A 21,785-nucleotide genomic window follows, 5' to 3' on the forward strand; every position below is an offset into this window, starting at 1 on the left:
ACCAAGGGCGCTGCACGTCCATACCAAGGTCTTGGGCCGGATTCCGGCGCATCCTTGCCGCCTCTGGAGCGAACGAGACGCGAGGGCACAATGAAGATCGTGGTGATCGGCGGCAGCGGCCTGATCGGAAGCAATGTGGCGCGCAGGCTTCAGGCCAAAGGCCACGAGGTGGTCGCGGCCTCGCCCTCCTCCGGCGTCAACACGTTGACCCGCGAGGGCCTCGCCGAGGCAGTCGACGGTGCACAAGTCGTAATCGACGTCGCGAACTCGCCGGCCTTCGACGACAAGACCGCGATGGATTTCTTCCGGACCTCGGGCCGCAACCTGCTGGCGGCCGAAACCGCCGCCGAGGTGAAGCATCATCTCGCGCTGTCGGTGGTGGGCACCGACCGACTGCAGACGAGCGGCTATTTCCGCGCAAAGCTTGTGCAAGAGGAGCTCATCCAAACATCGGGGCTTCCATACACCATCCTGCGCGCGACCCAGTTCTTCGAATTCATCGACGCGATCATCGCAGGCGGCGCCGAGGGCGACGTGATCCGGCTGTCGCCTGCGCATCTCCAGCCCGTCGCTGCCGACGACGTCGCGGCCACACTGACCGAATTGGCGCTTGGTCCGCCCCGCAACCGCATAGTCGAGATCGCTGGTCCCGAAAGGCGTGGCCTCGATGACTTTGCGCAGCAGGTTCTGGCCGCCAGGGGCGACACACGCCGTGTGATCCCCGATATCCACGCCGACTATTTCGGCCTGACCCTGAACGATCAGTCGCTGACGCCGGGCGACGAGCCGCAGCTCGGGCGGACCCGGCTCGCCGACTGGCTCCACAACCCTCTCCTCACCCCAAAGGACGCAAAACAATGAGCACGATCACCACCAAGGACGGCACCGAGATCTATTACAAGGACTGGGGCCAAGGCCCCGTCGTGACCTTCTCGCACGGCTGGCCGCTGAATGCAGACGCCTGGGACGGCCAGATGCTGTTCCTTGCCCAGCACGGCTTTCGCGTCGTCGCGCACGACCGGCGCGGTCATGGTCGCTCCAGCCAGGCCTCGGAGCACAACGACATGAACGGCTATGCGGACGATCTCGCCGCGGTGATCGAAGCGCTTGATTTACGCGACGCCACGCTGATCGGCCATTCCACCGGCGGTGGCGAGGTCGCACGCTATATCGGCCGCCATGGTACCGGTCGCGTCGCCAAGGCGGTACTGATCGCGGCGGTGCCGCCGATCATGCTGAAGACCGAAGCCAACCCGGAGGGACTTCCGATCGAGGTGTTCGACGCCATTCGTGCAGGCGTCGCCGGCGACCGGTCGCAATACTACAAGGATCTGGCGATTGCCTTCTACGGCGCAAACCGGCCTGGTGCAAAAGTCTCGCAGGGCACGCTCGACCAGTTTTGGCTGTGGAGCATGCAGGCAGGCGCCAAGAATGCCTATGAGAGTGTCAAAGCCTTTTCGGAAACTGATTTCACCGAGGATCTGAAGAAGTTCGATGTGCCGACCCTAGTCCTGCACGGCGAGGACGACCAGATCGTGCCGGTCAAGGACTCCGCGCGCAAATCGGCGAAGCTCATCAAGGGCGCCAAAGACGTCTACTACCCGGGGGCCCCGCACGGCCTGACGGCCACCCATCAGGATCAGATCAACGCCGAGCTGCTGAAATTCATCCGGAGCTAGCGATCTCGTTCACCTGAATTGCAGATCTCAACGAGAAAGACAGCAGCATGGACAAACCTGCCCACCGCACCCTCGCGGGCGTCGTCGTTCCCGATACTCCCATAGTCGATGCCGCAATCGAACATGCGCGGCAGCACTGCGCCCCGTATCTGTTCAACCACGTCGTCCGCTCGTGGCTGTTCGCGGCAAGGCTCGGACAATTGCAGAACGTGGTGCACGATGAGGAGGTGCTCGCGGTCGGCACCCTGCTGCACGACATCACGCTGAATGAAAGCTTCGCCGGACCGCGCCGCTTCGAGGTCGAAGGCGCGGACCAGGCGCGGCACTTTGCCGCCGAGCGCGGCTTCGACCGGCGCCGCGCCCAGCTGATCTGGGACAGCGTCGCGCTGAACTCGACCCCGTCGATCGCTCTCTACAAAGAGAGCGAGGTTGCACTCGCCACAGCCGGCATCTGCTTCGACGTCATCGGGCTGCAATACGACATCATCCCCGCCGCCGAAGTGTCGCGGATCGTCGCCGAATTCCCGCGAATGCAGATCAAGCGGCAATTCCGCCGCTGCTTCTGCCATATTGCAAGCACCAGGCCGGAAACAAGCTACGACAATTTCATCCGGGATTTCGGCGAACGCTTTGTCGAAGGATACAGCGCGCCTTCGGTGGTTGATCTGGTGGATGCAGCGCCATTCGCCGAGTAGGATTGCATCTCAACCTTACCTGAGCGACCGCGACGACGAGCTTATCCGAAATCCGGTCGCGGGCCGCTCCGGTCGAACCAAGCACGGCAGTATCTTATCGCGCGCAAAACGCGCGCGCGACCGAAGCGCCTAACCCCCGCCCGGATAGTTCGGGCTCTCGCGCGTGATGGTGACGTCGTGGACGTGGCTTTCGCGCAGGCCCGCGCCGGTGATGCGGACGAACTGGGCCTTGTCGTGCAGCTCCTTCATGTCGCGCGCGCCGACATAGCCCATTGCGGCGCGCAAGCCGCCGGCGAGCTGGTGCATGACGTTGCCCACAGGGCCCTTGTAGGGCACCTGGCCCTCGATGCCTTCGGGCACGAGCTTGAGCGTGTCCTTGATGTCCTGCTGGAAGTAGCGGTCGGCCGATCCCCGCGCCATCGCGCCGACCGAGCCCATGCCGCGATAGGCCTTGTAGGAACGGCCCTGCCACAAAAACACTTCGCCGGGCGTCTCGTCGGTGCCGGCGAGCAGCGAGCCGACCATGGCAATGTCGGCGCCGGCCGCGAGCGCTTTCGCAAGGTCGCCGGAATATTTGATGCCACCGTCGGCGATGACGGGGATGTCGGCCTTCTTCGCCGCTTCGACCGCATCCATGATCGCGGTGAGCTGGGGCACGCCGACGCCGGCGACGATGCGCGTGGTGCAGATCGAGCCCGGGCCGATGCCGACCTTGATGCAATCCGCGCCCGCATCGATCAGCGCCTGCGCGCCTTCCGTGGTGGCAACGTTGCCGGCGACGACCTGCACCGAATTGGACAGGCGCTTGATGCGGTTCACCGCCTGCAGCACGTGACGGGAATGGCCGTGCGCGGTGTCGACGACGACAAGGTCGACGCCGGCATCGATCAGCCGCTCGGTGCGCTCGAATCCGGTATCGCCGACCGTGGTGGCGGCAGCGACGCGAAGACGCCCCTGCCCGTCCTTGCAGGCGAGCGGATGAGCAACCGCCTTCTCCATGTCCTTCACGGTGATGAGCCCGACGCAGCGATATTGATCGTCGACCACCAGCAGCTTCTCGATGCGGTGCTGGTGCAGCATCCGCCGCGCCTCATCTTGGTTGACATTCTCACGGACCGTGACGAGCCCTTCACGGGTCATCAGCTCGGAGACTTTTTGCCGGCGGTCGGTGGCAAAGCGCACGTCGCGGTTGGTGAGGATGCCGACCAGCTTGCCGGGCGTGTTCTTGCCGGCGCCGGTGACGACGGGAATGCCGGAGATGCCGTGATCGCTCATCAGCTTGAGCGCGTCGTCGAGCGTGGCGTCGGGGCTGATGGTGAGCGGGTTCACCACCATGCCGGACTCGTAGCGCTTGACCTGCCGCACCTGGGCGGCCTGCCCTTCGGGATCGAAGTTGCGGTGGATGACGCCGAGGCCGCCGGCCTGCGCCATGGCGATCGCCATGCGGGCCTCGGTGACGGTGTCCATGGCCGAGGCCATGATCGGGATGTTGAGCGGGATGGCGCGGGTGACGCGGGAGCGAATGTCGACCTCGCCCGGCATGACGTCGGACAGGCCAGGCTTCAACAGCACGTCGTCGAACGTAAAGGCTTCGCGGATGCCCTGAAGTTGCACCGTGGCCATCTGCCAACTCCTTCCTGCGGCCCTGCCGCAAATGCTAATGGATGAGCGCCGCCCTCGGCGTCCCTTGCGGCAACGCCTTGAGAATCGGAGCCCATCGGTGGGGTTGACGCGGGTCGATAGCACGGCCGCGTGACGAATCAAAGCAATTCGGGCCGCTGGCCAGCCATGCACAGGGGTTTTTTGGCCGGATTCACGGTGAAAGGCTCGGTACACCGTCCCCTCCACCGGTCATTCCGGGGCGCGACGAAGTCGCGAGCCCGGAATCCATCGCGTAGCGGATGCTGCGGTCCGATGGATTCCGGGTTCGCGCCAAGTGGGCGCGCCCCGGAATGACGAAAGACGGTCACACCGTTGTTACGCCGGATTTAGGTGCCATGCGTGGATCCGCAATGGTCGGCGGCGGACGGCGGTGATAAGCCGCAGCTCCACCCCTCCTTCCGATTTCATTACCCTCATGGTCGACAAGCAACGCGTCATTCCGCTGATCGTGGCCACCGCTCTGTTCATGGAGAACATGGATTCGACCGTGATCGCCACCTCGCTGCCGGCGATCGCGGCCGACATCGGCACCAGCCCGCTGACGCTGAAGCTCGCGATCACCTCCTATCTGCTGTCGCTCGCGGTGTTCATTCCGGCGAGCGGCTGGACCGCCGACCGGTTCGGCGCGCGGATGGTGTTCGCGATCGCCGTCGGCGTGTTCATGGTCGGCTCGGTCGGCTGCGCGCTCTCGACCTCGGTCACCGACTTCGTGTTCGCGCGCATCCTGCAAGGCATGGGCGGCGCCATGATGACGCCGGTCGGGCGCCTCGTGCTGCTGCGTTCGGTCGATAAGAGCGCGCTGGTCAACGCCATGGCTTGGGTGACGGTCCCTGCCCTGATCGGTCCCGTGATCGGCCCGCCGCTCGGCGGCTTCATCACGACCTATGCGTCCTGGCACTGGATCTTCCTGATCAACATCCCGATCGGGCTGCTCGGGATCTTCATGGCGCTGAAGTACATCGACCCGATCAAGAGCGAGGAACGCGAGCCGTTCGATCTCTACGGCATGGTGCTCTCTGGGCTGGGGCTCGCAGGCATCGCCTTCGGCCTTTCCGTCGCCGGCCTCAACCTGTTGCCGTGGAGCACCGTCGCCGCGTTGATCGTGGGCGGTGCGATCTCGATGACGCTCTACGTCATCCACGCGCGGCGGACCAGATCGCCGGTGCTGGACTTCTCGCTCCTGAAGCTGCCGACGCTGCGCGCCGCCGTGTTCGGCGGCTTCCTGTTCCGGCTCGGCATCGGCGCACTACCGTTCCTGCTGCCGCTCCTGATGCAGATCGGCTTCGGCCTGTCGCCGTTCCATTCCGGCCTCGTCACCTTCGCCTCCTCGCTCGGGGCCATGGGCATGAAGACGCTGGCTGCGCGGATCATCCGCACGTTCGGCTTCCGCAATTTGATGACGGTGAACGCGATCATCAGCGCGTTCTTCCTCGGCGTCTGCGCGCTGTTCACGGTGACGACGCCGCTGCTCATCATCATGGTGATCCTGGTGGTCGGCGGCTTCTTTCGTTCGCTTGAGTTCACCGCGATCAACACGGTCGCCTATGCCGACGTCGAGACCGCGCAAATGAGCCGCGCCACCACCCTCGTCAGCGTCAACCAGCAGCTCGCGATCTCGGCCGGCGTCGCCGTCGGCGCGGCCTGTGTCGAGACCACGATGTGGTTCAGCCATGTCAGCGAGCTCAACGCCACGGTGTTCGCGCCGGCCTTCGTCGTGGTAGCGCTGACCTCGGCGGCCTCGAGCTGGTTCTTCTGGCAGATGCCCGCGGACGCAGGCCACGAGATTTCGGGGCGCAAGGCGGTGGAGATCGCGAGCCGCAAGGGCGCCGGCAAGGGTGCGGAGAAGGCCGCGGTCAAGGCGGCATCCGAGGATACGCAGGACGTGCGGGATCAGCGGCTGGGGTAGTTGACGCCTTGACAATTTGGCCGGCCGCCGTGCGAATGCAACCCCACATTGCCAAAGTTCTATGCGCCATATCACATCGCGTGGTATTGGATTGAGCAATTAAGATTTTTGGCCGCCATTCACCTGGCGGCGCATCGGGGACATTTTTATGAAGTTCTTGGACCGCCTTACCTTAAGTCTGTTCGCCGCTTTCGTTGCGACGCCTGCCCTCGCCCAGGCGCCTAACGCTGTCGTCGCCACGGTCAATGGCATCGCCGTAAGGCAGTCGCGCATCGACGACCAAATGTCCCAGATCTCGGAAGATCTTCTCAAGGGGCACGAGCAGGAAGTCCGCCGCCAAGTGCTGGATCGCGTGCTCGACCAAGAGCTGGTCGCGCAGGAAGCCACTCGGCTCAAGGTCGAGCATGATCCGGACTATCAAAAGCAACTCGAACTTACGAAGCTACAGCTCCAGGCAAATGCCGTCATCGCGCGCTACGTCAAGGAATCGCTGACGGATTATGCGCTACGACAGCGCTACGCAGCCGTTAAGCAGAATCTCGGTTTTCCAGCGGTCAAGGCCAAGCACATCCTCGTGCCGACCGAGGCCGAAGCCAGAGAGATACTGAAAACCGTCACCTTCCAGAACTTCAGTGCCGTCGCCAAAGCCCGCAGCAAGGGTCCCAGCGCGGATCAGGGTGGAGATCTCGGTTGGTTCAGGAAAGAAGCAATGATAGCCGAGTTTGCAGAAGTGGCCTTTTCGTCGCCAGTCGGCAAGGTAGCCAACAGGCCGATCAAAACGGGCTTCGGATGGCACGTCCTGCTGATCGAGGATCGCAACGAAAACTATATCCCTCCATTCGAGCAGGTCGAGGCGCAATTGCGCCAGGAAATGGCGAAGGAGGTCGTTGACGGCTATCTCAAGCTACTGCGCGAAAAAGCGACAATCGTGTACCTCCCGCCCTACAAGAAGTGATTTGCACCGAGGCTGCAGGCTCCACAGTTCCCTCCGGTCAAACATCTTCCGGACTCGCCGATGCTGCGCCGAACGATCGCCGTGATCGCCACTCAAATCCTGCTCGCCGCCTCATGCAACGGCGCGGGTGCGGCGCCGCAATCAAGCAAGCGGGCAGTCTCGTCGGAGCGGAAGGCCGCACCAATCACCTCGTTCGCGGAAATCGCCGCGCTCCAGGGCCAGTTTGACGCATCAATCGAGAGAAACGACTACGATCACGCACTGAGTCTCGCGCCGACGTTGGAGAATGCGATCGTCCGGTACTTCGGTGCGAACTCGCTGGAACACTCGGTAGTTCTGCAGCAAGTCGGATCGGCCTTGAACGGCAAAAGCGAGGCCCGCAAGGCTAGTCTCAAATGCCGTCAGGCACTGGCAATCGGCGAAGCCGTCATGGGCGCCCGCAATCCGGCTCTCAGGAGCACGCTGGAATGCCTCGCCAAGGTGGCAGACCTGCTGCAGGACGAGAAGGCCGGAATCGAGTGGTACGCCCGCATTTCCACTCTCCTGCCCAACCGAGGGACTCTATCCGAGTCGGACATGAGAATCCTGTTTCGGCTGGCGTATCTCTATACCGAACAGGATCTGCATGAGCAGGCAATCGCGGTTCGGCGTCGCATCATCGCCGCGCTCGAAGTCATGCCGCCCGACAAGCAACGCGGGCAGCTCGACTTCCACCTCTTGAAGTTGGGTGAATCCGAGTTCGCGCTCGGCAAGACATCCGATGCGCGCGACCACATGCGTCAGGCACTCAAGCTCCGCGAACAGTATGAAGGGGAAAACTCGGCTACGCTCGCCATCATCCTGTACGAGCTTGGCCGGGCTTTGAACGAACTGAAAAGCTACGACGAAACCGTCGTCGTCAGCCGCCGGGCGATAGAGCTGGTCGAGTCCAGTCCGCAGTTGGGGCCAGACAACCCATTCCTCGAGCTTCCGCTCAGCAATCTCGTAGTCGGCTCCTTTGCTGCCGGACAGAATGATGAAGCGATATTAGCAGCTGAACGAATTGTGAAGCTCAAGGAGCGCCAGTTCGGCCAACGTGAACCGCGAATCGTGCCGGCTCTGCAAAAACTACTTCGACTGCAGGTCTTTTCAGGCAAATACCCTCTAGCCATTGCAACGCAAACCCGGATCATCGCCATCGCGAAGGAGGGAGGCGACACGCGAGAGGCTCGCTCCGGGCACCTTCTGTTGGCCGAGTTACTCGATATTGTCGGACAATACGCGGAATCGGAAGCCGTGCTGAAAGATTCCGTTAGGCAAATTGAAACGGATATCTCGGCGCAGCCGATAGAACTTCTGCCATTTCTCGATCGCCTTGCAAATGTCTGCCTACAGCAGGGTCGATACAGCGCTGCCGGCGGGTACTTGCAGCGCGCTGTTGGGATTGCGCAATCCGCCGGCAACAAGGTGGGCCTTGTTAACACGCTCAATAGTTTCGGGTTGTTGTTGTACGAAACCGAACGCGTGAGCGAGGCGCGCGCCGTGTTCGAGCGCGCCTACGCCCTTCAACGACAGTTGTCGGGGACCGACGATTCGCCGGAGTTGCTGAGGTTGCTGAACAACCGGGCTATTACGGCGGAAAGCTCAGCCGTAGCCGGGACGTTGCTGGGCCGAGCGCTTGCAATAGCCGAAAAGCATTATGCTCCTGATTCTTTCGAGCTCGTAGGACCGCTCGTGAATCTTGCTGTCCGATTGAACGAGGGCGGAGAATTCGACCGGGCGGCCGCCACGCTGGAACGCGCTATTGCAATCCAAGCGAAAGTCAGCGGCTCGGATTCGCCGGAGCTGATCGAGGCGCTCGTCGACCTGTCATTCTCCCATCGCGAAAGGGATCCCGAGGGGGCGATCAAAATCTTGAAGCGGGCGCTCGCTATCTGCGAAAGGCGGCTTCCCGCATATCACCCGAACACGGTACGCGTGCTGGATCAATTATCGACCTTGATGACAAAGACAAAGCGGTATGAAGCTGCGGTCGATTTTGGACGTCGGGCCGTGGAGCTTGTGCTCAAGCATTCGGCGCAGGAGCTGTCGATCGATGACCACGGCTCGGCAAAGAACACGTTTGACAGCCGCATCGGCGTGTTCCGCAACCTCGCCATCGCGTTGACCTTGTCGAGCCGGGTCGACATGGACACTTACGAGCGCAACGGCCGGGAGCTCTTCGAGATTGCCCAGTGGGTCAGTCAGTCGACCGCTTCGATCGCCATGAAGCAGATGACTGTCCGCCTCGGCACTCAAACTCCCGGAATTGCGGCCATCGTGCGCGAGCGCCAGGATGCTCTTGCGGAGCGTGACCGATGGCGCGGCGAACTCTCGAAGGCCGCAGGCCTTCCAGCGACGAATACAGCCCCCCCCTTGGATGCTCTGGCCAGGATCGAGAACCGGCTGCTTGAGCTCAATCGGAGACTCAAACGCGACTATCCCGCTTATTTCGATATTGCAGGGCTAAGACCCACATCGGTAACCGAGGTGCAGGAGAGTCTTCGGGCCGACGAAGCCCTGGTTTCGATTTGGCAGATCAAGGGCGACATCGGCCTTGTTTTTGCCGTTTCTGCCGATCGTTTCGAATGGGAGTACATTGATGTTCCGAACCCCGAAGTTCGCATTAAGTCGTTCCGCTCGGGACTTCTCGGCAATGACGACGCGTCATTTGACGCCGGCAACTCATACAATCTGTACCAGCAGACGCTGGGCAAGATGGAAAATGTGATTCGTGACAAGCGCAATCTCCTAATCGCGCCGGCGGGCGTCTGGACCGCCTTGCCGTTTCACTTGCTCGTCACCAAACCTCCGCTTCCGGCCCTAGCCGGCCAGCCTCAAGTCTATTCCGAGGCGTCCTGGCTGATCAGCCATCATGCGGTCTCGGTGCTACCTTCTGTTTCCAGCCTGGATATGTTTCGAAACGCATCGCAAGGCGGCCTCGCTCCCCGGCCCCTTGTGGGCTTCGGCAATCCCTCCTTCACAGCCGAGGGTAAGATCCGTCAATCAACAAAGGGCCGGAGAGCCACATCGACAGCCGCAAAGCGAGTCTCCGTCAGCCGGTCCTATGGCGAGTTCTGGAAAGGAGTCGAGATCGATCGCGAGAAGCTATCGATGGCACTCACGCCGCTGCCGGACTCCCAGCAGGAACTGACCAGCGTGGCAAAAGCGGTCGGCGCGGACACGAGCTCGCTCTATTTCGGACCGGAGGCAAGCGAAACAGCCGTCAAGCGCAACAAGCTCTCCGACTACCGCATCGTCTATTTCGCGACGCACGGTCTGGTCGCCGGCGACGTCAAGGGCATCGCCGAGCCGTCGCTTGCGTTGACGCTGCCAAAAGACCCGAGCGAACTTGATGATGGCCTCCTGACCTCGAGCGAGATATCCCAGCTCAAGCTCAATGCCGACTGGGTCGTGCTGTCGGCTTGCAACACGCTCGCAGGCGACGTTCCCGGCGGAGAAGCCTTGTCCGGCCTCGCCCGGTCGTTCTTCTACGCGGGTGCCAGGTCCGTTCTCGCTTCGCATTGGGCGGTCGAGTCGGAAGCCGCAGTGCGCCTGACCACCGAGACGTTCAAGCTGTTGCAGCAGGCTCCCAAAATGCGCCGTTCGGAGGCCTTGCGCCAGGCGATGCTGAACGCATTGAAGTCCGGCGGACACAGTGCCAATCCCAGCTATTGGGGCGCTTTCGCGCTGATTGGAGAATAGCACCAATCAGGCGGTTGCCTGCCCTCGAAATCCCGTCGCCAGCACGTAGCGTTCCGAGGAATCCTGCCGGCTCGCCGCCGGCTTGACGTGACGCACGGTGGCGAAGTCGCGCTTGAGCTGGGCCAGCAGCTCAGCGTCGGCGCCGCTCTGGAACGTTTTCGCCAGGAACGTGCCGCCGGGTTTGAGCACGTCGCAGGCAAAGGCCGCCGCCGTCTCGACCAGGCCGACGATGCGGAGCTGGTCGGTCTTGCGGTGGCCGGTGGTGTTGGCGGCCATGTCGGACATCACGACGTCGGCCTTGCCGCCCAGCATCGCGGTGAGCTTCTCCGGCGCGTCGTTGTCCATGAAGTCGAGCTGCGCGAAATCCACGCCCGGAATCTCGGGCATCTCCAACAGATCGATGGCGACGACCTTGCCCTTGCCTTCCAATGATCCGACGCGCTTTGCTGCGATCTGGCTCCAGCCGCCGGGCGCCGCGCCGAGATCGACCACGGCCATGCCAGGCTTCAGAAGCCGGAACTTGTCGTCGATCTCCAGCAGCTTGAACGCGGCGCGGGAGCGATAGCCCGCCGCCTTGGCTTTGGCGACGTAGGGATCGTTGAGCTGCCGCTCCAGCCACAGCTTCGACGACAATTTGCGCTTGCCGCCGGTCTTGACCTGAACGTGCAAGCGGCCGGTAGTGTCCTTGGCCATACTCACCAGCTCCTGAGCGCGCCGTCCTCGCGCATCATCTCGACCAGCATGCCCTCGCGCAAGCCGCGGTCGGCGACGCGCAGGCGCGGCAGCGGAAAGGCGCGGCGGATAGCGTCGAGGATGGCGCAGCCCGCCAGGACGAGATCGGCACGCTCGACGCTGATGCAGCTGTTGGCGGCACGCTCCTCATAGCTCATGCCCAGCAGCTTGTTGATGGTCGCGGTGATGTCGGCATCGTTCATCCAGATGCTGTCGATGCGGCGGCGGTCATAGCGCGCGAGGTTGAGATGGATGCCGGCCAGCGTCGTCACCGTGCCCGACGTGCCGAGCAGGTGCATGTCGGCGAGATCGCGGCCGTGCTCCTCGGCGAATGGCGCGACGTGGCTTGCGACCTCCTGCTCCATGGCGGCATAGATCTCTGGCGTGACGTCGCGTCCGCCGAACTGCTCAGCGAGCGTGACCACACCATAGGGAATCGACATCCAGGCTTTTATGCGCGGCTCCGGATTGGTGGCGTCGCGCTCGATCCGCACCAGCTCGGTCGAGCCGCCGCCGATGTCGAATAGGATGGCCCCGCGTCCCCTGGGATCCACCAGCGGCGAGCAACCCAGCACGGCGAGCGCGGCCTCGGTCTCGCGGTCGATCACCTCGAGCTCGATGCCGGTCTCAGCCGCAACGCGGCTGCGGAAACCTTCCGCGTTCGAAGCCGCGCGGCAAGCTTCGGTCGCGATCAGCCGCAGCCGCCGTGCCTTCCGCAGATTGATCTTGTCGCGGCAGATGCTGAGCGCGGCGATGGCGCGCTCGATCGCGGCGTCGCTGATGCACCCGGTCGCCGAGACGCCCTCCCCGAGCCGGATGATGCGCGAGAAGGAATCGACCACGCGAAAGCCGTCCTGGGTCGGACAGGCGATCAGCAGCCTGCAATTGTTGGTGCCGAGGTCCAGCGCCGCATAGACGCCGGTTCCCGGCGCCTGCGCGCCGACGGCCGGATTGGTGGCAAACGCCACCGCCGCCATCGACCCCTCCAGCTCGCTATGCGGCGCATGGCCGTCGCGGAGCCGCGTGTGGTCATTCATACAAACTGTCTTTCCGCGGCCGGTCGGGCCGGTCTGGAATTGATTATTCGCCTGAAACATTAGCAGCGCGGCAGGCCTGCGCAACAACGCATCACATGGGACCATGTCCAATCGTGCGTTGTCGTGAACGGGGGTGGTGGGTTATTTGAGGGAGTCCGGTGCTCCGCTGCCGCGAAAATGCGCAAATGCCGGCTTTTCAGGTCAATTCCCATGCAAGAACACACCAAATCGTCGACGCTCGAGAACGCTATTGCACTGCAAAAGTATGGCGTCGGGCAACCGGTCCGCCGCAAGGAGGATGACGCGCTGGTGCGCGGCAAGGGCCGCTACACCGACGATTTCAACCTGCCGAACCAGGCCTATGCCGTAGTCGTCCGCTCGACCCATGCCCATGGATTCATCCGCAGCATCGGCCTCGATGCCGCCAAGGCCATGCCGGGCGTGCTGGGGGCGTGGTCCGGGAAGGATCTTGATGCCGCCGGCTATGGCCCCTTCACCTGCGGCCTGCCGCTGAAGAGCCGCGACGGCTCGCCCCTGCTCCAGACCAACCGCCAGCCCCTGGCGACCGACAAGGTCCGCTTCGTCGGCGATCCCGTCGCCTTCGTGGTGGCCGAGACGCTGGCCCATGCGCGCGACGCGGCCGAGGCGGTCGAGCTCGACATCGAGCCGCTGCCGGCGGTGACGGACCCCGAGCAAGCCGCCAAGCCCGGCGCGCCGCAGCTCTACGACCACATCCCCAACAACGTCGCGCTCGACTACCACTATGGCGACATGGACAAGGTGAACGCAGCCTTCGCCAGCGCCGCTCATGTGACCAAGCTCGACATCGAGAACACCCGCGTTGCCGTGGTCTCGATGGAGCCGCGCGTGGGGCTTGCCTCCTACGACAAGAAGACCGAGCGCTACACGCTTCAGGTTCCGACGCAGGGCGTTGCCGGCAACCGCGCCAATCTCGCCAAGAACCTGAAGGTGCCGAACGAGAAGGTGCGCATCCTCACCGCCAATGTCGGCGGCTCCTTCGGCATGAAGAACATCAACTATCCCGAGTACATGTGCATTCTGTATGCGGCGAAGGCACTGGGACGCCCGGTGAAGTGGCTGGACGAGCGCTCGACCAGCTTCCTCTCCGACAGCCACGGCCGCGCCCAGAAGATCCACGCCGAGCTCGCGCTCGATACCGAGGGGCACTTCCTCGCGGCAAAACTGTCCGGCTACGGCAATCTCGGCGCCTACATCACCGGCGTCGCGCCGGGGCCGCTTTCGCTCAACACCGGCAAGAACTTCTCCAGCGTCTATCGCACGCCGCTGATGGCGGTCGACATCAAGGTGGTGCTGACCAACACCACGCTGATGGGGGCCTATCGCGGCGCCGGCCGGCCCGAGGCGAACTATTACATGGAGCGGCTGATCGACCGCGCCGCCGACGAGATGGGCATCAATCGGCTGACCTTGCGTAAGCGCAACTTCATCAAGCCGAACCAGATCCCCTTCGCGGCGTCGTCCGGCGTCACCTATGACAGCGGCGACTTCCAGGCCGTGTTCAACAAGGCGCTCGAGATCTCCGACCACGAGAACTTCGCCAAGCGCAAGAAGGAGAGCAAGAAGGCGGGCAAGCTGCGCGGCATTGCGGTCGGCTCCTATCTCGAGGTCACGGCGCCGCCGAGCCCCGAGCTCGGCAAGATCGTGTTCGATCCTGACGGCACCGTGCAGCTCATCACCGGCACGCTCGACTACGGCCAGGGCCACGCCACCCCGTTCGCGCAGGTGCTGTGCGATCAGCTCGGCGTCCCCTTCGAGAGCGTCAAGCTCGTGCAGGGCGACAGCGATATCGTCCACACCGGCAACGGCACCGGCGGCTCACGCTCGATCACCGCGACGGGCCAGGCCATCGTGGGGGCCGCAAAGCTCGTCATCGAGAAGGGCAAACGCGCCGCTGCACATATGCTGGAAGCATCCGAAGCCGATATCGAGTTTGCCGACGGCAGCTTTACGATCGCCGGCACCGATCGCAGCATCGACATCATGGAGCTCGCCAAGCGTCTGCATGACGGCAAGGTGCCGGAGGGCGTGCCTGACAGCCTCGATGTCGACCACACCAGCGAACCGGTCGCCTCGGCGTTCCCGAACGGCTGCCACGTCGCCGAGGTCGAGATCGACCCGGACACCGGTGTGGTGCAGATCGTGCGCTACAGCGCGGTCAACGATTTCGGCACGGTGATCAACCCGATGCTGGTCGCGGGCCAGCTCCATGGCGGCGTGGTCCAGGGCATCGGCCAGGCCCTGATGGAGCACATTCGCTACGACGACAATGGCCAGCCGATCACGGGCTCGCTGATGGACTACGCCCTGCCCCGCGCGGAGGACGTCCCCAACATGACGGTCGGCGACCACCCGGTGCCCGCCACCACCAATCCGCTCGGCAGCAAGGGCTGCGGCGAAGCGGGCTGCGCCGGCAGCCTGTCGACGGTGGTGAACGCGGTGCTCGACGCGCTGTCGGAGTACGGCATCAAGCACATCGACATGCCGCTGACCCCCGAGCGGGTGTGGCGCGCGATCCAGGAGGCGAAGGCCAAGGCGGCGTAAGGGGCACTGTCGTCGCCACAAACTCTACTGTCATCGCCCGGCTTGACCGGGCGATCCAGTACTCCGAGACGGCAGCGATTGACCGAGAAGCTGCGGCGTACTGGATTCCCCGCCTTCGCGGGGAATGACGACGTCCTTGATTGACGGGCGTGGGCTTTCCCAACTGTCCGCTACGCCGCCGCCTGCTCGCGCGGCTGGTAGATCGCGGTGTGCTGGCAATGCGCGAGCGGCGTCGTGCCGTTGGCGACGACCAGCGCGTCGAACTCGACGAAGCGGTGGCCCTTCTTCTCGTAATTCGCAGTGACCTTGGCCCGCGCCGTGATCTCGTCGCCGGCGCGCGCGGCGGACAGCAGCTGCATGCGGCTGCCCACGTGGATCCAGGGACCCAGGATGGTGTTGTCCACCAGGACGCGGTTCATGACGCGCTGGATCAGCCCGGGATGGCCGAGGCTCTCGCGGGCAAAAATCGGATCGGCCTCCCTGACGTCAGTGAGATAGTCGGCCGCATCCTGCCCGGCCCACCGGCGCGGCGTCGTGCCCAGCCATTTGCCCAGCTCGAATGTCGCAGGACTGACAGGCTTGCGCTCGGCGGCGGCGGGGACTTCGACATAGTCGCTCAACGACAATGCCGGCACCGCCGCCGGCAGCGACGCCGTTCCCGTGGCGCAGAGCTCGGTGCGGCTGAACACCTCGATCGTCAGCAGGCCGTTATGCTCGGTGGCATCGACGTCGGCCGTCTCGCCGTCATAGACCGGCTTGATGAAGCGCGCCTCGACCAGCCCGCGCGACAGGAAGTCCCGCCCCCAGCGGGCGATCGGCACGTGCATCATATAGGCGAAGACATCGACGCCCGGGACCAGCCCGCCTTCAAAGCCGAAGCGGCGCGCAATCGTGTCGTCATGCATCTTGTTTTCGGATTGTTTGGCGGTGTTGTAGGCCTCGACGCGGTAGGTTTCGAGCCGGTTCGGCATGGTTGGCGTTCCCTTTCTTGTTGTTCGCGGCCGATCGTAGGCGCCGGGGAACAGCGGTCAATCCCCCTCGCCTTTGCGGCCTGAATGGGGTACCACGCGGCGAATGACCGATACCCCGACCCGCATCTATGTCGACGCCGACGCCTGTCCGGTGAAGGACGAGATCTACCGCGTCGCGCTCCGGCACGGCGTGCCCGTGAGCGTCGTCGCCGGCAACTTCATCCGCGTGCCGCAGGACCCGCTGATCGAGCGCATCGCTGCGGGTAGCGGCATGGATGCGGCCGACGACTGGATCGCCGAGCGCGCCAGGCCCGGCGACGTGGTCGTGACCTCGGACATCCCGCTGGCGAGCCGCTGTGTGAAGGCGGGCGCCGACGTGATCGCCCCGAACGGCAAGCCTTTCACGGAGGAATCGATCGGCATGACGCTGGCGGTGCGCAATCTGATGACCGATCTGCGCTCGGCCGGCGAAGTCACCGGCGGCCCACGCTCGTTCTTGCCACGAGACCGCTCCACCTTCCTCTCGGCGCTCGACCAAACGCTGCGCCGGATCCAGCGCCGCCGCGCAGATCAGGCCGCAACGAGCCAAGGTTAACCATGGCGCCGCCGTTGATCCAACTGAAAGACATCCGGCTGACCTTCGGCGGCACGCCGCTGCTCTCAGGCGTCGAGCTCAACGTTGCGCCATCCGAACGGGTCTGCCTGATCGGCCGCAACGGCTCCGGCAAGTCGACGCTGCTGAAGATCGCAGCCGGCCTGGTCGAGCCGGATTCCGGCACGCGCTTCGTGCAGCCGGGCGCAACGGTGCGCTACCTGCCGCAGGAGCCGGATTTTGGCGCGCACAAGACCACGCTCGCTTATGTCGAATCCGGGCTCGCGCCCGGCGACGACCAGCACCAGGCGCGCTATCTCCTGGAGCAGCTCGGCCTCACCGGCGAGGAGAACCCGCACGACCTCTCCGGCGGCGAGGCGCGCCGCGCCGCGCTGGCGTTCGTGTTGGCGCCCTCGCCCGACATTCTGCTGCTGGACGAGCCGACCAACCATCTCGATCTCGCCACCATCGAATGGCTGGAGCAGGAGCTCGACTCCAGGCGCAGCGCGCTCGTCATCATCAGCCACGACCGCCGCTTCCTCACCAACCTCTCGCGCTCAACCGCCTGGCTCGACCGCGGCAGGATCAAGCAGATCGACCGCGGCTTTGCCTCGTTCGAGAGCTGGCGCGACGAGGTGCTGGCCGACGAGGAGCGCGACCAGCACAAGCTCGACCGCAAGATCGTCGACGAGGAGCACTGGCTGCGCCACGGCGTCTCCGGCCGCCGCAAGCGCAACGTCAAGCGGCTCGCCAATCTGCATGCGCTGCGCGCCCAGCGCCGCAACTATCGCGGCACCGCCGGCAGCGCCAACCTCGCAGCCAGCGAAGCCGAGCAGTCCGGCAAGCTGGTGATCGAGGCCAAGGGCATCACGAAATCCTACGGCGAGCGCAAGATCGTCGAGAATTTCTCCACCCGCATCCAGCGCGGCGACCGGCTCGGCATCATCGGGCCGAACGGCGCCGGCAAGACCACGCTGGTCAACCTGCTCACCGGCGGCATGCAGCCGGATTCCGGGACGATACGTCTCGGCGCCAATCTGGAGATGGCGACGCTCGACCAGCATCGCGAAAGCCTCGATCCGAAATCGACACTGGCGGAAGCGCTCACAGGCGGCCGCGGCGATCAAATCATGGTCGGCGGCAAGCCGAAGCACGTCGTCGGCTACATGAAGGACTTCCTGTTCGCGCAGGAGCAACGCGGCACACCGCTGGAGGTGCTCTCGGGCGGCGAGCGCGGCCGGCTGATGCTGGCGCGGGCGCTGGCAAAGCCGTCGAACCTCCTGGTGCTGGACGAGCCGACCAACGATCTCGACCTCGAAACGCTCGACGTGCTCGAGGAGATGCTTGGCGACTACGAAGGCACCGTCATCCTGATCAGTCACGACCGCGACTTCCTCGACCGCGTCGTCACCTCGGTGATTGCGCCGGAGGGTAACGGCAAGTGGATCGAATATGCCGGTGGCTACAGCGACATGCTGAGCCAACGTGGCGCCGATTTGAAGCGCGAGGCGCCGAAAGCGCCACCGCTGGCGGAGAAGAAGGACGAGCGCGCAGCGGTCCCCTCGTCCGCGCCCAAGCGCAAGCTCAGCTTCAACGAGAAGCACGCGCTGGAAACGCTGCCGAAGAAGATAGAAACGCTGCACGCCGATATTGCAAAATTGCAGCGCGTGCTCGACGATCCCGGTCTCTATGCGAAAGATCGCAAAAAATTCGACGACACCTCGGCTGCCATCGCCAAGGCGCACGAAGAACTGTCCGCCGCCGAAGAGCGCTGGCTCGAACTCGAAATGCTCCGCGAAGAGATTGAACAGGCATAACTCATGACAACAACTCTTGCAGCCAAGATCGCCCGCGAATACGGCACACCCTGTGCCGTCATCGACATGGACAGGGTCGAGCGTAACATCGCGCGGATCCAGAAGGCCTGCGACGACGCCGGAATCGCCAATCGCCCCCACATCAAGACGCACAAGAACCCGACCATTGCCAAGATGCAGGTCGCGGCCGGCGCCAAGGGCATCACCTGCCAGAAACTGGGCGAAGCCGAGATCATGGCCAATGCCGGCATCGACGACATCCTGATCAGCTACAATCTGCTGGGCGATGAGAAGATGGCGCGGCTCGGCGCGCTGCAGGCGAAGGCCAACATGACGGTGGCGGCCGACAATTCGACCGTCGTCGCCGGCCTGCCTAAGGCGGCTGCGGCGTCAGGCCGCCCGCTCTCGGTCGTGGTCGAATGCGATACCGGGCGCAAGCGCGCAGGCGTCGAGACCCCGGCCGAGGCCATTGCGCTGGCGCGCGAGATCGCGGCCTCCAAGGACCTCGAGTTCGCCGGCTTCATGCTGTATCCGACCGAGACCGGCTGGGCTGAGGCCCAAAAGTTCTACGACGAGGCGCTGGCTGGCGTGCGCGCGCACGGGCTCGACGCCAAGATCGTCTCGACCGGCGGCACGCCGAACCTCGTCAATATCGGCAAGCTCAAGGGCGGCACCGAGCACCGCTTCGGCACCTACATCTACAACGATCGCATGCAGGTCGCCGCGGGCTCGGCGACCTGGGACGATTGCGCGCTGCACATCTATTCGACCGTGGTCAGCCGCGCCGCGCCCGAGCGCGGCATTCTCGATGCCGGCTCGAAGACGCTGACCACGGATACCGGCGGGCTCGACGGCCACGGCCTGATCCTGGAGCATCCCGAAGCCAGAATCGCCAAATTCGCCGAGGAGCACGGCTTCCTCGATCTCTCCCGCAGCAATACCCGGCCCAATGTCGGCGATGTCGTCCGCATCGTGCCGAACCATGTCTGCGTCGTCGTCAACATGATGGACGAGGTGGTGATGGTGCGCGGCGAGGAGATCATCGGCACGCTGCCGGTGGCCGCGCGTGGGAAGCTGCGGTAGGTGTACGCGCGCCGTTGCCACGGCCGTCATTGCGAGGAGCTCTTGCGACGAAGCAATCCAGACTTCCGCGGAGGAGGGATTCTGGATTGCTTCGCTGCGCTCGCAATGACGGGGTTAGCGTTTGAGCCACTCCAGCACGCCCCTGCCCGCGGCAGCCCCAGTCGCGAAGGACGCCTGCAAGAGATAGCCGCCGGTCGGCGCCTCCCAATCCAGCATCTCGCCGGCGGCGAACACACCTTGCAATTTGCGCAGCATGAATTGCTCGTCGAGCTCGTCGAACATAATTCCACCCGCGGTCGAGATCGCGCGATCGATCGGCGCCACTCCGGTGAGCTGAACTGGAATGGCATTGATCAGCCCTGCGAGCTCCGCCGGCGAGAACGCCGCCAGCGGCCGGCCGGAGGCGATGGCGGCCTCCTGCATGAGGCCGATGCCGACCGGCGACAATTGCGCGGCCTTGCGCAGGAAGTTCGCCAGCGATTGCTTGCCACGCACGCCTGACAGCCGCGTGGTCAGCGCAGCGGCGTCGAGATCGGGCCGCAACCCGATCATCAGCGTCGCCTGTCCGAGATTCAGCACAGCCTCGCGCAGTTCCGCCGACAACGCGTAGATCGCGCCGCCTTCGATGCCGCTGCGGGTGATCATCGCCTCTCCGCGCACCGTGTGCGCACGAAGCGTCAGCGCCACGCCCTTGAGCGGCTGGCCTTCGAAACGGTCACGGAACACTTTGAACCATGCGACCGTGAAGCCGGAATTGGCCGGCCGCAGCTTCGAGACGGCAATGCCCTTTGCAGCGAGGATGTCGACCCAGCCGGCGTCCGAGCCGAGCCGCGGCCAGCTTGCGCCGCCGAGCGCGAGCAGCGTGGCGTTCGCTTCGATGGCGGAGACGCCTTTCGGCGTCTGAAAGATCAACCGACCCTCGCCGTCCCAGCCGATCCAGCGATGGCGAAAAGCAAAGCGGACACCGGCGGCATCGAGCCGCCGCAGCCAGGCGCGCAGCAAGGGCGAGGCCTTGAACGTTTTCGGAAACACGCGTCCGCTGCTGCCGACGAAGGTCGGCTCGCCCAGCGCCTCGCTCCAGGCACGCAGCGCATCGGGCGAAAATGCCTCGACCGCCGCCTGCAGCTTCGGTGCGGCCTCGCGGTAGCGCGCCATGAATTGCGGCAGCGGTTCGCTGTGAGTGAGGTTGAGTCCGCCGCGGCCGGCCATCAGGAGTTTGCGCCCCGCTGACGGCATCGCGTCGTAGACGGTGACGCGGGCGCCGCCCGACGCCAGCACCTCCGCCGCCATCAGCCCGGCGGGACCGGCGCCGATGACAACGACGTCGGTCAGAGCTTGATCCCCGCCCGCGCGGCGGCCTGGGCAACGTATTTCTGCGTCTGCTCGAACGCGCCCTGCAGCGCCCTCGCCTTCGACATGTCACTGATTTCGGCGAAATGCGCGGCGATCGCATCCGGCGTCCACTCGCTCTCCGGCAGGTTGATACCTTCGCTCTCCAAAATCTTGATCACCGCAAACGAGCCGGCACCGGCGCCCATGATGGTGCGGGTCGGTGCATCCTCGCTCAGCATGTACTCGACCGCAGGGGTGATCGCGTTCGGCTTCATCAGTTGCAGCGCCTGCGGCGGCAGCAGCTCTTCGGTCATGCGCGTCGCCGCCGTCGGCGAGATGATGTTGACGCGGATGTCGTTCTTGCGGCCCTCCTCGGCGAGCACGTTCATCAGGCCGACCATCCCGGACTTCGCCGCGCCGTAATTGGCCTGACCGAAATTGCCGTACAGGCCCGAGGATGAGGTGGTCAGCACGATGCGGCCGTAATTGCGGTCACGCATGCCGGGCCAGGCTGCCTTGCAGCAATAGAAAGTGCCGACGAGATGCACGTCGAGCACCTTTTGGAAATCGGCCACCTCCATCTTGCCGAACGACTTGTCGCGCAGGATGCCGGCATTGGCGCACAAGAGATCGACGCTGCCCCACTCCTTGGTAGCGCGCTCGACCATGGCGGTGACCTGCTCGAAATTGGAGACGTCGGCGCCGTCGGCCATCGCGATGCCGCCGGCCTTGCGGATCTCCTCGACCACGGCCTCGGCCGGCGACAGCGAGCCTCCGGTGCCGTCGCGCGCGCCACCGAAATCGTTGACCACGACCTTGGCGCCGCGGCTCGCCAGCCCCAGCGCATGCGCGCGTCCGAGACCATTGCCCGCGCCGGTGACGATGGCGACGCGTCCGTCGAACCTGATTGGCATAGTGGGTTTCCCAGATGTTAGCCGTCATGGCCGGGTTTGACCCGGCCATCCATCAAAATCGACAGGCTTTTGAGCAGCGATGGGTTGCCGGGTCAAGCCCGGCA

At 64.4% G+C, this 21,785-nt stretch carries 16 protein-coding genes; 10 read left to right on the forward strand and 6 right to left on the reverse strand.

The window, feature by feature from the left end; genetic code table 11:
- Positions 1-90 precede the first annotated feature (90 nt).
- The 3 genes from ACTEK7_RS05840 to ACTEK7_RS05850 are packed head-to-tail and all read left to right on the forward strand — an operon-like array spanning position 91 to position 2,374.
- A complete protein-coding gene (locus tag ACTEK7_RS05840; RefSeq protein ID WP_225146616.1) occupies positions 91-861 on the forward strand; it encodes an SDR family oxidoreductase in 771 nt (256 codons plus the stop codon).
- On the forward strand, positions 858-1,679 hold the full coding sequence (locus tag ACTEK7_RS05845; protein WP_036022549.1) for an alpha/beta fold hydrolase: 822 nt from the start codon (positions 858-860) through the stop codon (positions 1,677-1,679). Before ACTEK7_RS05840 ends, ACTEK7_RS05845 begins: the two co-directional genes overlap by 4 nt.
- Positions 1,680-1,726: 47 nt before the next feature.
- Positions 1,727-2,374, forward strand: a complete 648-nt coding sequence (locus ACTEK7_RS05850; protein WP_225132975.1) for an HD domain-containing protein — start codon at positions 1,727-1,729, stop codon at positions 2,372-2,374.
- 129 nt (positions 2,375-2,503) lie between these two features.
- On the opposite strand, the gene guaB is transcribed toward ACTEK7_RS05850, so the two are convergent.
- Entirely contained in the window at positions 2,504-3,997 is a 1,494-nt protein-coding gene (guaB, locus tag ACTEK7_RS05855; RefSeq protein ID WP_036001027.1) for an IMP dehydrogenase, read from the reverse strand.
- 454 nt (positions 3,998-4,451) lie between these two features.
- Between guaB and ACTEK7_RS05860 the strand changes: the two genes are divergently transcribed.
- From ACTEK7_RS05860 to ACTEK7_RS05870, 3 genes are all read left to right on the forward strand, one after another.
- The gene (locus ACTEK7_RS05860; protein ID WP_225146615.1) at positions 4,452-5,942 is read left to right on the forward strand and encodes an MDR family MFS transporter; all 1,491 of its coding nucleotides are present in this window, start codon (positions 4,452-4,454) and stop codon (positions 5,940-5,942) included.
- Between the two features lie 148 nt (positions 5,943-6,090).
- Positions 6,091-6,897, forward strand: coding sequence for a peptidylprolyl isomerase (locus tag ACTEK7_RS05865; protein ID WP_225146614.1), 807 nt, complete (start codon positions 6,091-6,093; stop codon positions 6,895-6,897).
- A gap of 60 nt (positions 6,898-6,957) precedes the next feature.
- On the forward strand, positions 6,958-10,620 hold the full coding sequence (locus tag ACTEK7_RS05870) for a CHAT domain-containing protein (RefSeq protein WP_225146613.1): 3,663 nt from the start codon (positions 6,958-6,960) through the stop codon (positions 10,618-10,620).
- A 6-nt stretch (positions 10,621-10,626) separates the two neighbouring features.
- Here the strand turns inward: ACTEK7_RS05870 and ACTEK7_RS05875 are convergent, their stop codons facing one another.
- Together ACTEK7_RS05875 and ACTEK7_RS05880 are read right to left on the reverse strand one after the other, a co-directional pair.
- Complete coding sequence (locus ACTEK7_RS05875; RefSeq protein ID WP_225146612.1) at positions 10,627-11,313, reverse strand: RlmE family RNA methyltransferase; 687 nt, start codon at positions 11,311-11,313, stop codon at positions 10,627-10,629.
- 2 nt (positions 11,314-11,315) lie between these two features.
- Positions 11,316-12,389: a Ppx/GppA phosphatase family protein gene (locus ACTEK7_RS05880; RefSeq protein ID WP_225146611.1), complete on the reverse strand. Its 1,074-nt coding sequence runs from the start codon at positions 12,387-12,389 to the stop codon at positions 11,316-11,318.
- 210 nt (positions 12,390-12,599) lie between these two features.
- Between ACTEK7_RS05880 and ACTEK7_RS05885 the strand changes: the two genes are divergently transcribed.
- A complete protein-coding gene (locus ACTEK7_RS05885) occupies positions 12,600-14,972 on the forward strand; it encodes a xanthine dehydrogenase family protein molybdopterin-binding subunit (RefSeq protein ID WP_225146610.1) in 2,373 nt (790 codons plus the stop codon).
- A gap of 170 nt (positions 14,973-15,142) precedes the next feature.
- Here the strand turns inward: ACTEK7_RS05885 and ACTEK7_RS05890 are convergent, their stop codons facing one another.
- Entirely contained in the window at positions 15,143-15,943 is an 801-nt protein-coding gene (locus ACTEK7_RS05890; RefSeq protein ID WP_225146609.1) for a hypothetical protein, read from the reverse strand.
- Between the two features lie 103 nt (positions 15,944-16,046).
- Here ACTEK7_RS05890 and ACTEK7_RS05895 point away from each other — a divergent pair, with 103 nt between their 5' ends.
- The 3 genes from ACTEK7_RS05895 to ACTEK7_RS05905 are packed head-to-tail and all read left to right on the forward strand — an operon-like array spanning position 16,047 to position 19,435.
- On the forward strand, positions 16,047-16,538 hold the full coding sequence (locus ACTEK7_RS05895; protein WP_109144059.1) for a YaiI/YqxD family protein: 492 nt from the start codon (positions 16,047-16,049) through the stop codon (positions 16,536-16,538).
- A 2-nt stretch (positions 16,539-16,540) separates the two neighbouring features.
- On the forward strand, positions 16,541-18,352 hold the full coding sequence (locus tag ACTEK7_RS05900) for an ABC-F family ATP-binding cassette domain-containing protein (protein WP_225146608.1): 1,812 nt from the start codon (positions 16,541-16,543) through the stop codon (positions 18,350-18,352).
- Between the two features lie 3 nt (positions 18,353-18,355).
- Positions 18,356-19,435, forward strand: a complete 1,080-nt coding sequence (locus ACTEK7_RS05905; protein ID WP_225146607.1) for a D-TA family PLP-dependent enzyme — start codon at positions 18,356-18,358, stop codon at positions 19,433-19,435.
- A gap of 114 nt (positions 19,436-19,549) precedes the next feature.
- On the opposite strand, the gene ACTEK7_RS05910 is transcribed toward ACTEK7_RS05905, so the two are convergent.
- Positions 19,550-20,767, reverse strand: coding sequence for a BaiN/RdsA family NAD(P)/FAD-dependent oxidoreductase (locus ACTEK7_RS05910; RefSeq protein ID WP_225146778.1), 1,218 nt, complete (start codon positions 20,765-20,767; stop codon positions 19,550-19,552).
- A complete protein-coding gene (locus ACTEK7_RS05915) occupies positions 20,764-21,681 on the reverse strand; it encodes an SDR family NAD(P)-dependent oxidoreductase (RefSeq protein ID WP_225146606.1) in 918 nt (305 codons plus the stop codon). The genes ACTEK7_RS05910 and ACTEK7_RS05915 overlap by 4 nt, the downstream gene beginning before the upstream one ends.
- Between the last annotated feature and the right edge of the window lie 104 nt (positions 21,682-21,785).

It is taken from the genome of Bradyrhizobium sp. JHI2711, from assembly GCF_056156565.1.

Excerpts from the sequence above, each read along its gene's own strand:
- ACTEK7_RS05850 (WP_225132975.1), top strand. The coding sequence starts at position 1,727 with ATGGACAAACCTGCCCACCGCACCCTCGCGGGCGTCGTCGTTCCCGAT.
- guaB (WP_036001027.1), bottom strand. The coding sequence starts at position 3,997 with ATGGCCACGGTGCAACTTCAGGGCATCCGCGAAGCCTTTACGTTCGAC.
- ACTEK7_RS05905 (WP_225146607.1), top strand. The coding sequence starts at position 18,356 with ATGACAACAACTCTTGCAGCCAAGATCGCCCGCGAATACGGCACACCC.
- ACTEK7_RS05890 (WP_225146609.1), bottom strand. The coding sequence starts at position 15,943 with ATGCCGAACCGGCTCGAAACCTACCGCGTCGAGGCCTACAACACCGCC.
- ACTEK7_RS05900 (WP_225146608.1), top strand. The coding sequence starts at position 16,541 with ATGGCGCCGCCGTTGATCCAACTGAAAGACATCCGGCTGACCTTCGGC.
- ACTEK7_RS05880 (WP_225146611.1), bottom strand. The coding sequence starts at position 12,389 with ATGAATGACCACACGCGGCTCCGCGACGGCCATGCGCCGCATAGCGAG.
- ACTEK7_RS05895 (WP_109144059.1), top strand. The coding sequence starts at position 16,047 with ATGACCGATACCCCGACCCGCATCTATGTCGACGCCGACGCCTGTCCG.
- ACTEK7_RS05885 (WP_225146610.1), top strand. The coding sequence starts at position 12,600 with ATGCAAGAACACACCAAATCGTCGACGCTCGAGAACGCTATTGCACTG.
- ACTEK7_RS05845 (WP_036022549.1), top strand. The coding sequence starts at position 858 with ATGAGCACGATCACCACCAAGGACGGCACCGAGATCTATTACAAGGAC.
- ACTEK7_RS05860 (WP_225146615.1), top strand. The coding sequence starts at position 4,452 with ATGGTCGACAAGCAACGCGTCATTCCGCTGATCGTGGCCACCGCTCTG.
- ACTEK7_RS05875 (WP_225146612.1), bottom strand. The coding sequence starts at position 11,313 with ATGGCCAAGGACACTACCGGCCGCTTGCACGTTCAGGTCAAGACCGGC.
- ACTEK7_RS05870 (WP_225146613.1), top strand. The coding sequence starts at position 6,958 with ATGCTGCGCCGAACGATCGCCGTGATCGCCACTCAAATCCTGCTCGCC.
- ACTEK7_RS05840 (WP_225146616.1), top strand. The coding sequence starts at position 91 with ATGAAGATCGTGGTGATCGGCGGCAGCGGCCTGATCGGAAGCAATGTG.
- ACTEK7_RS05865 (WP_225146614.1), top strand. The coding sequence starts at position 6,091 with ATGAAGTTCTTGGACCGCCTTACCTTAAGTCTGTTCGCCGCTTTCGTT.
- ACTEK7_RS05915 (WP_225146606.1), bottom strand. The coding sequence starts at position 21,681 with ATGCCAATCAGGTTCGACGGACGCGTCGCCATCGTCACCGGCGCGGGC.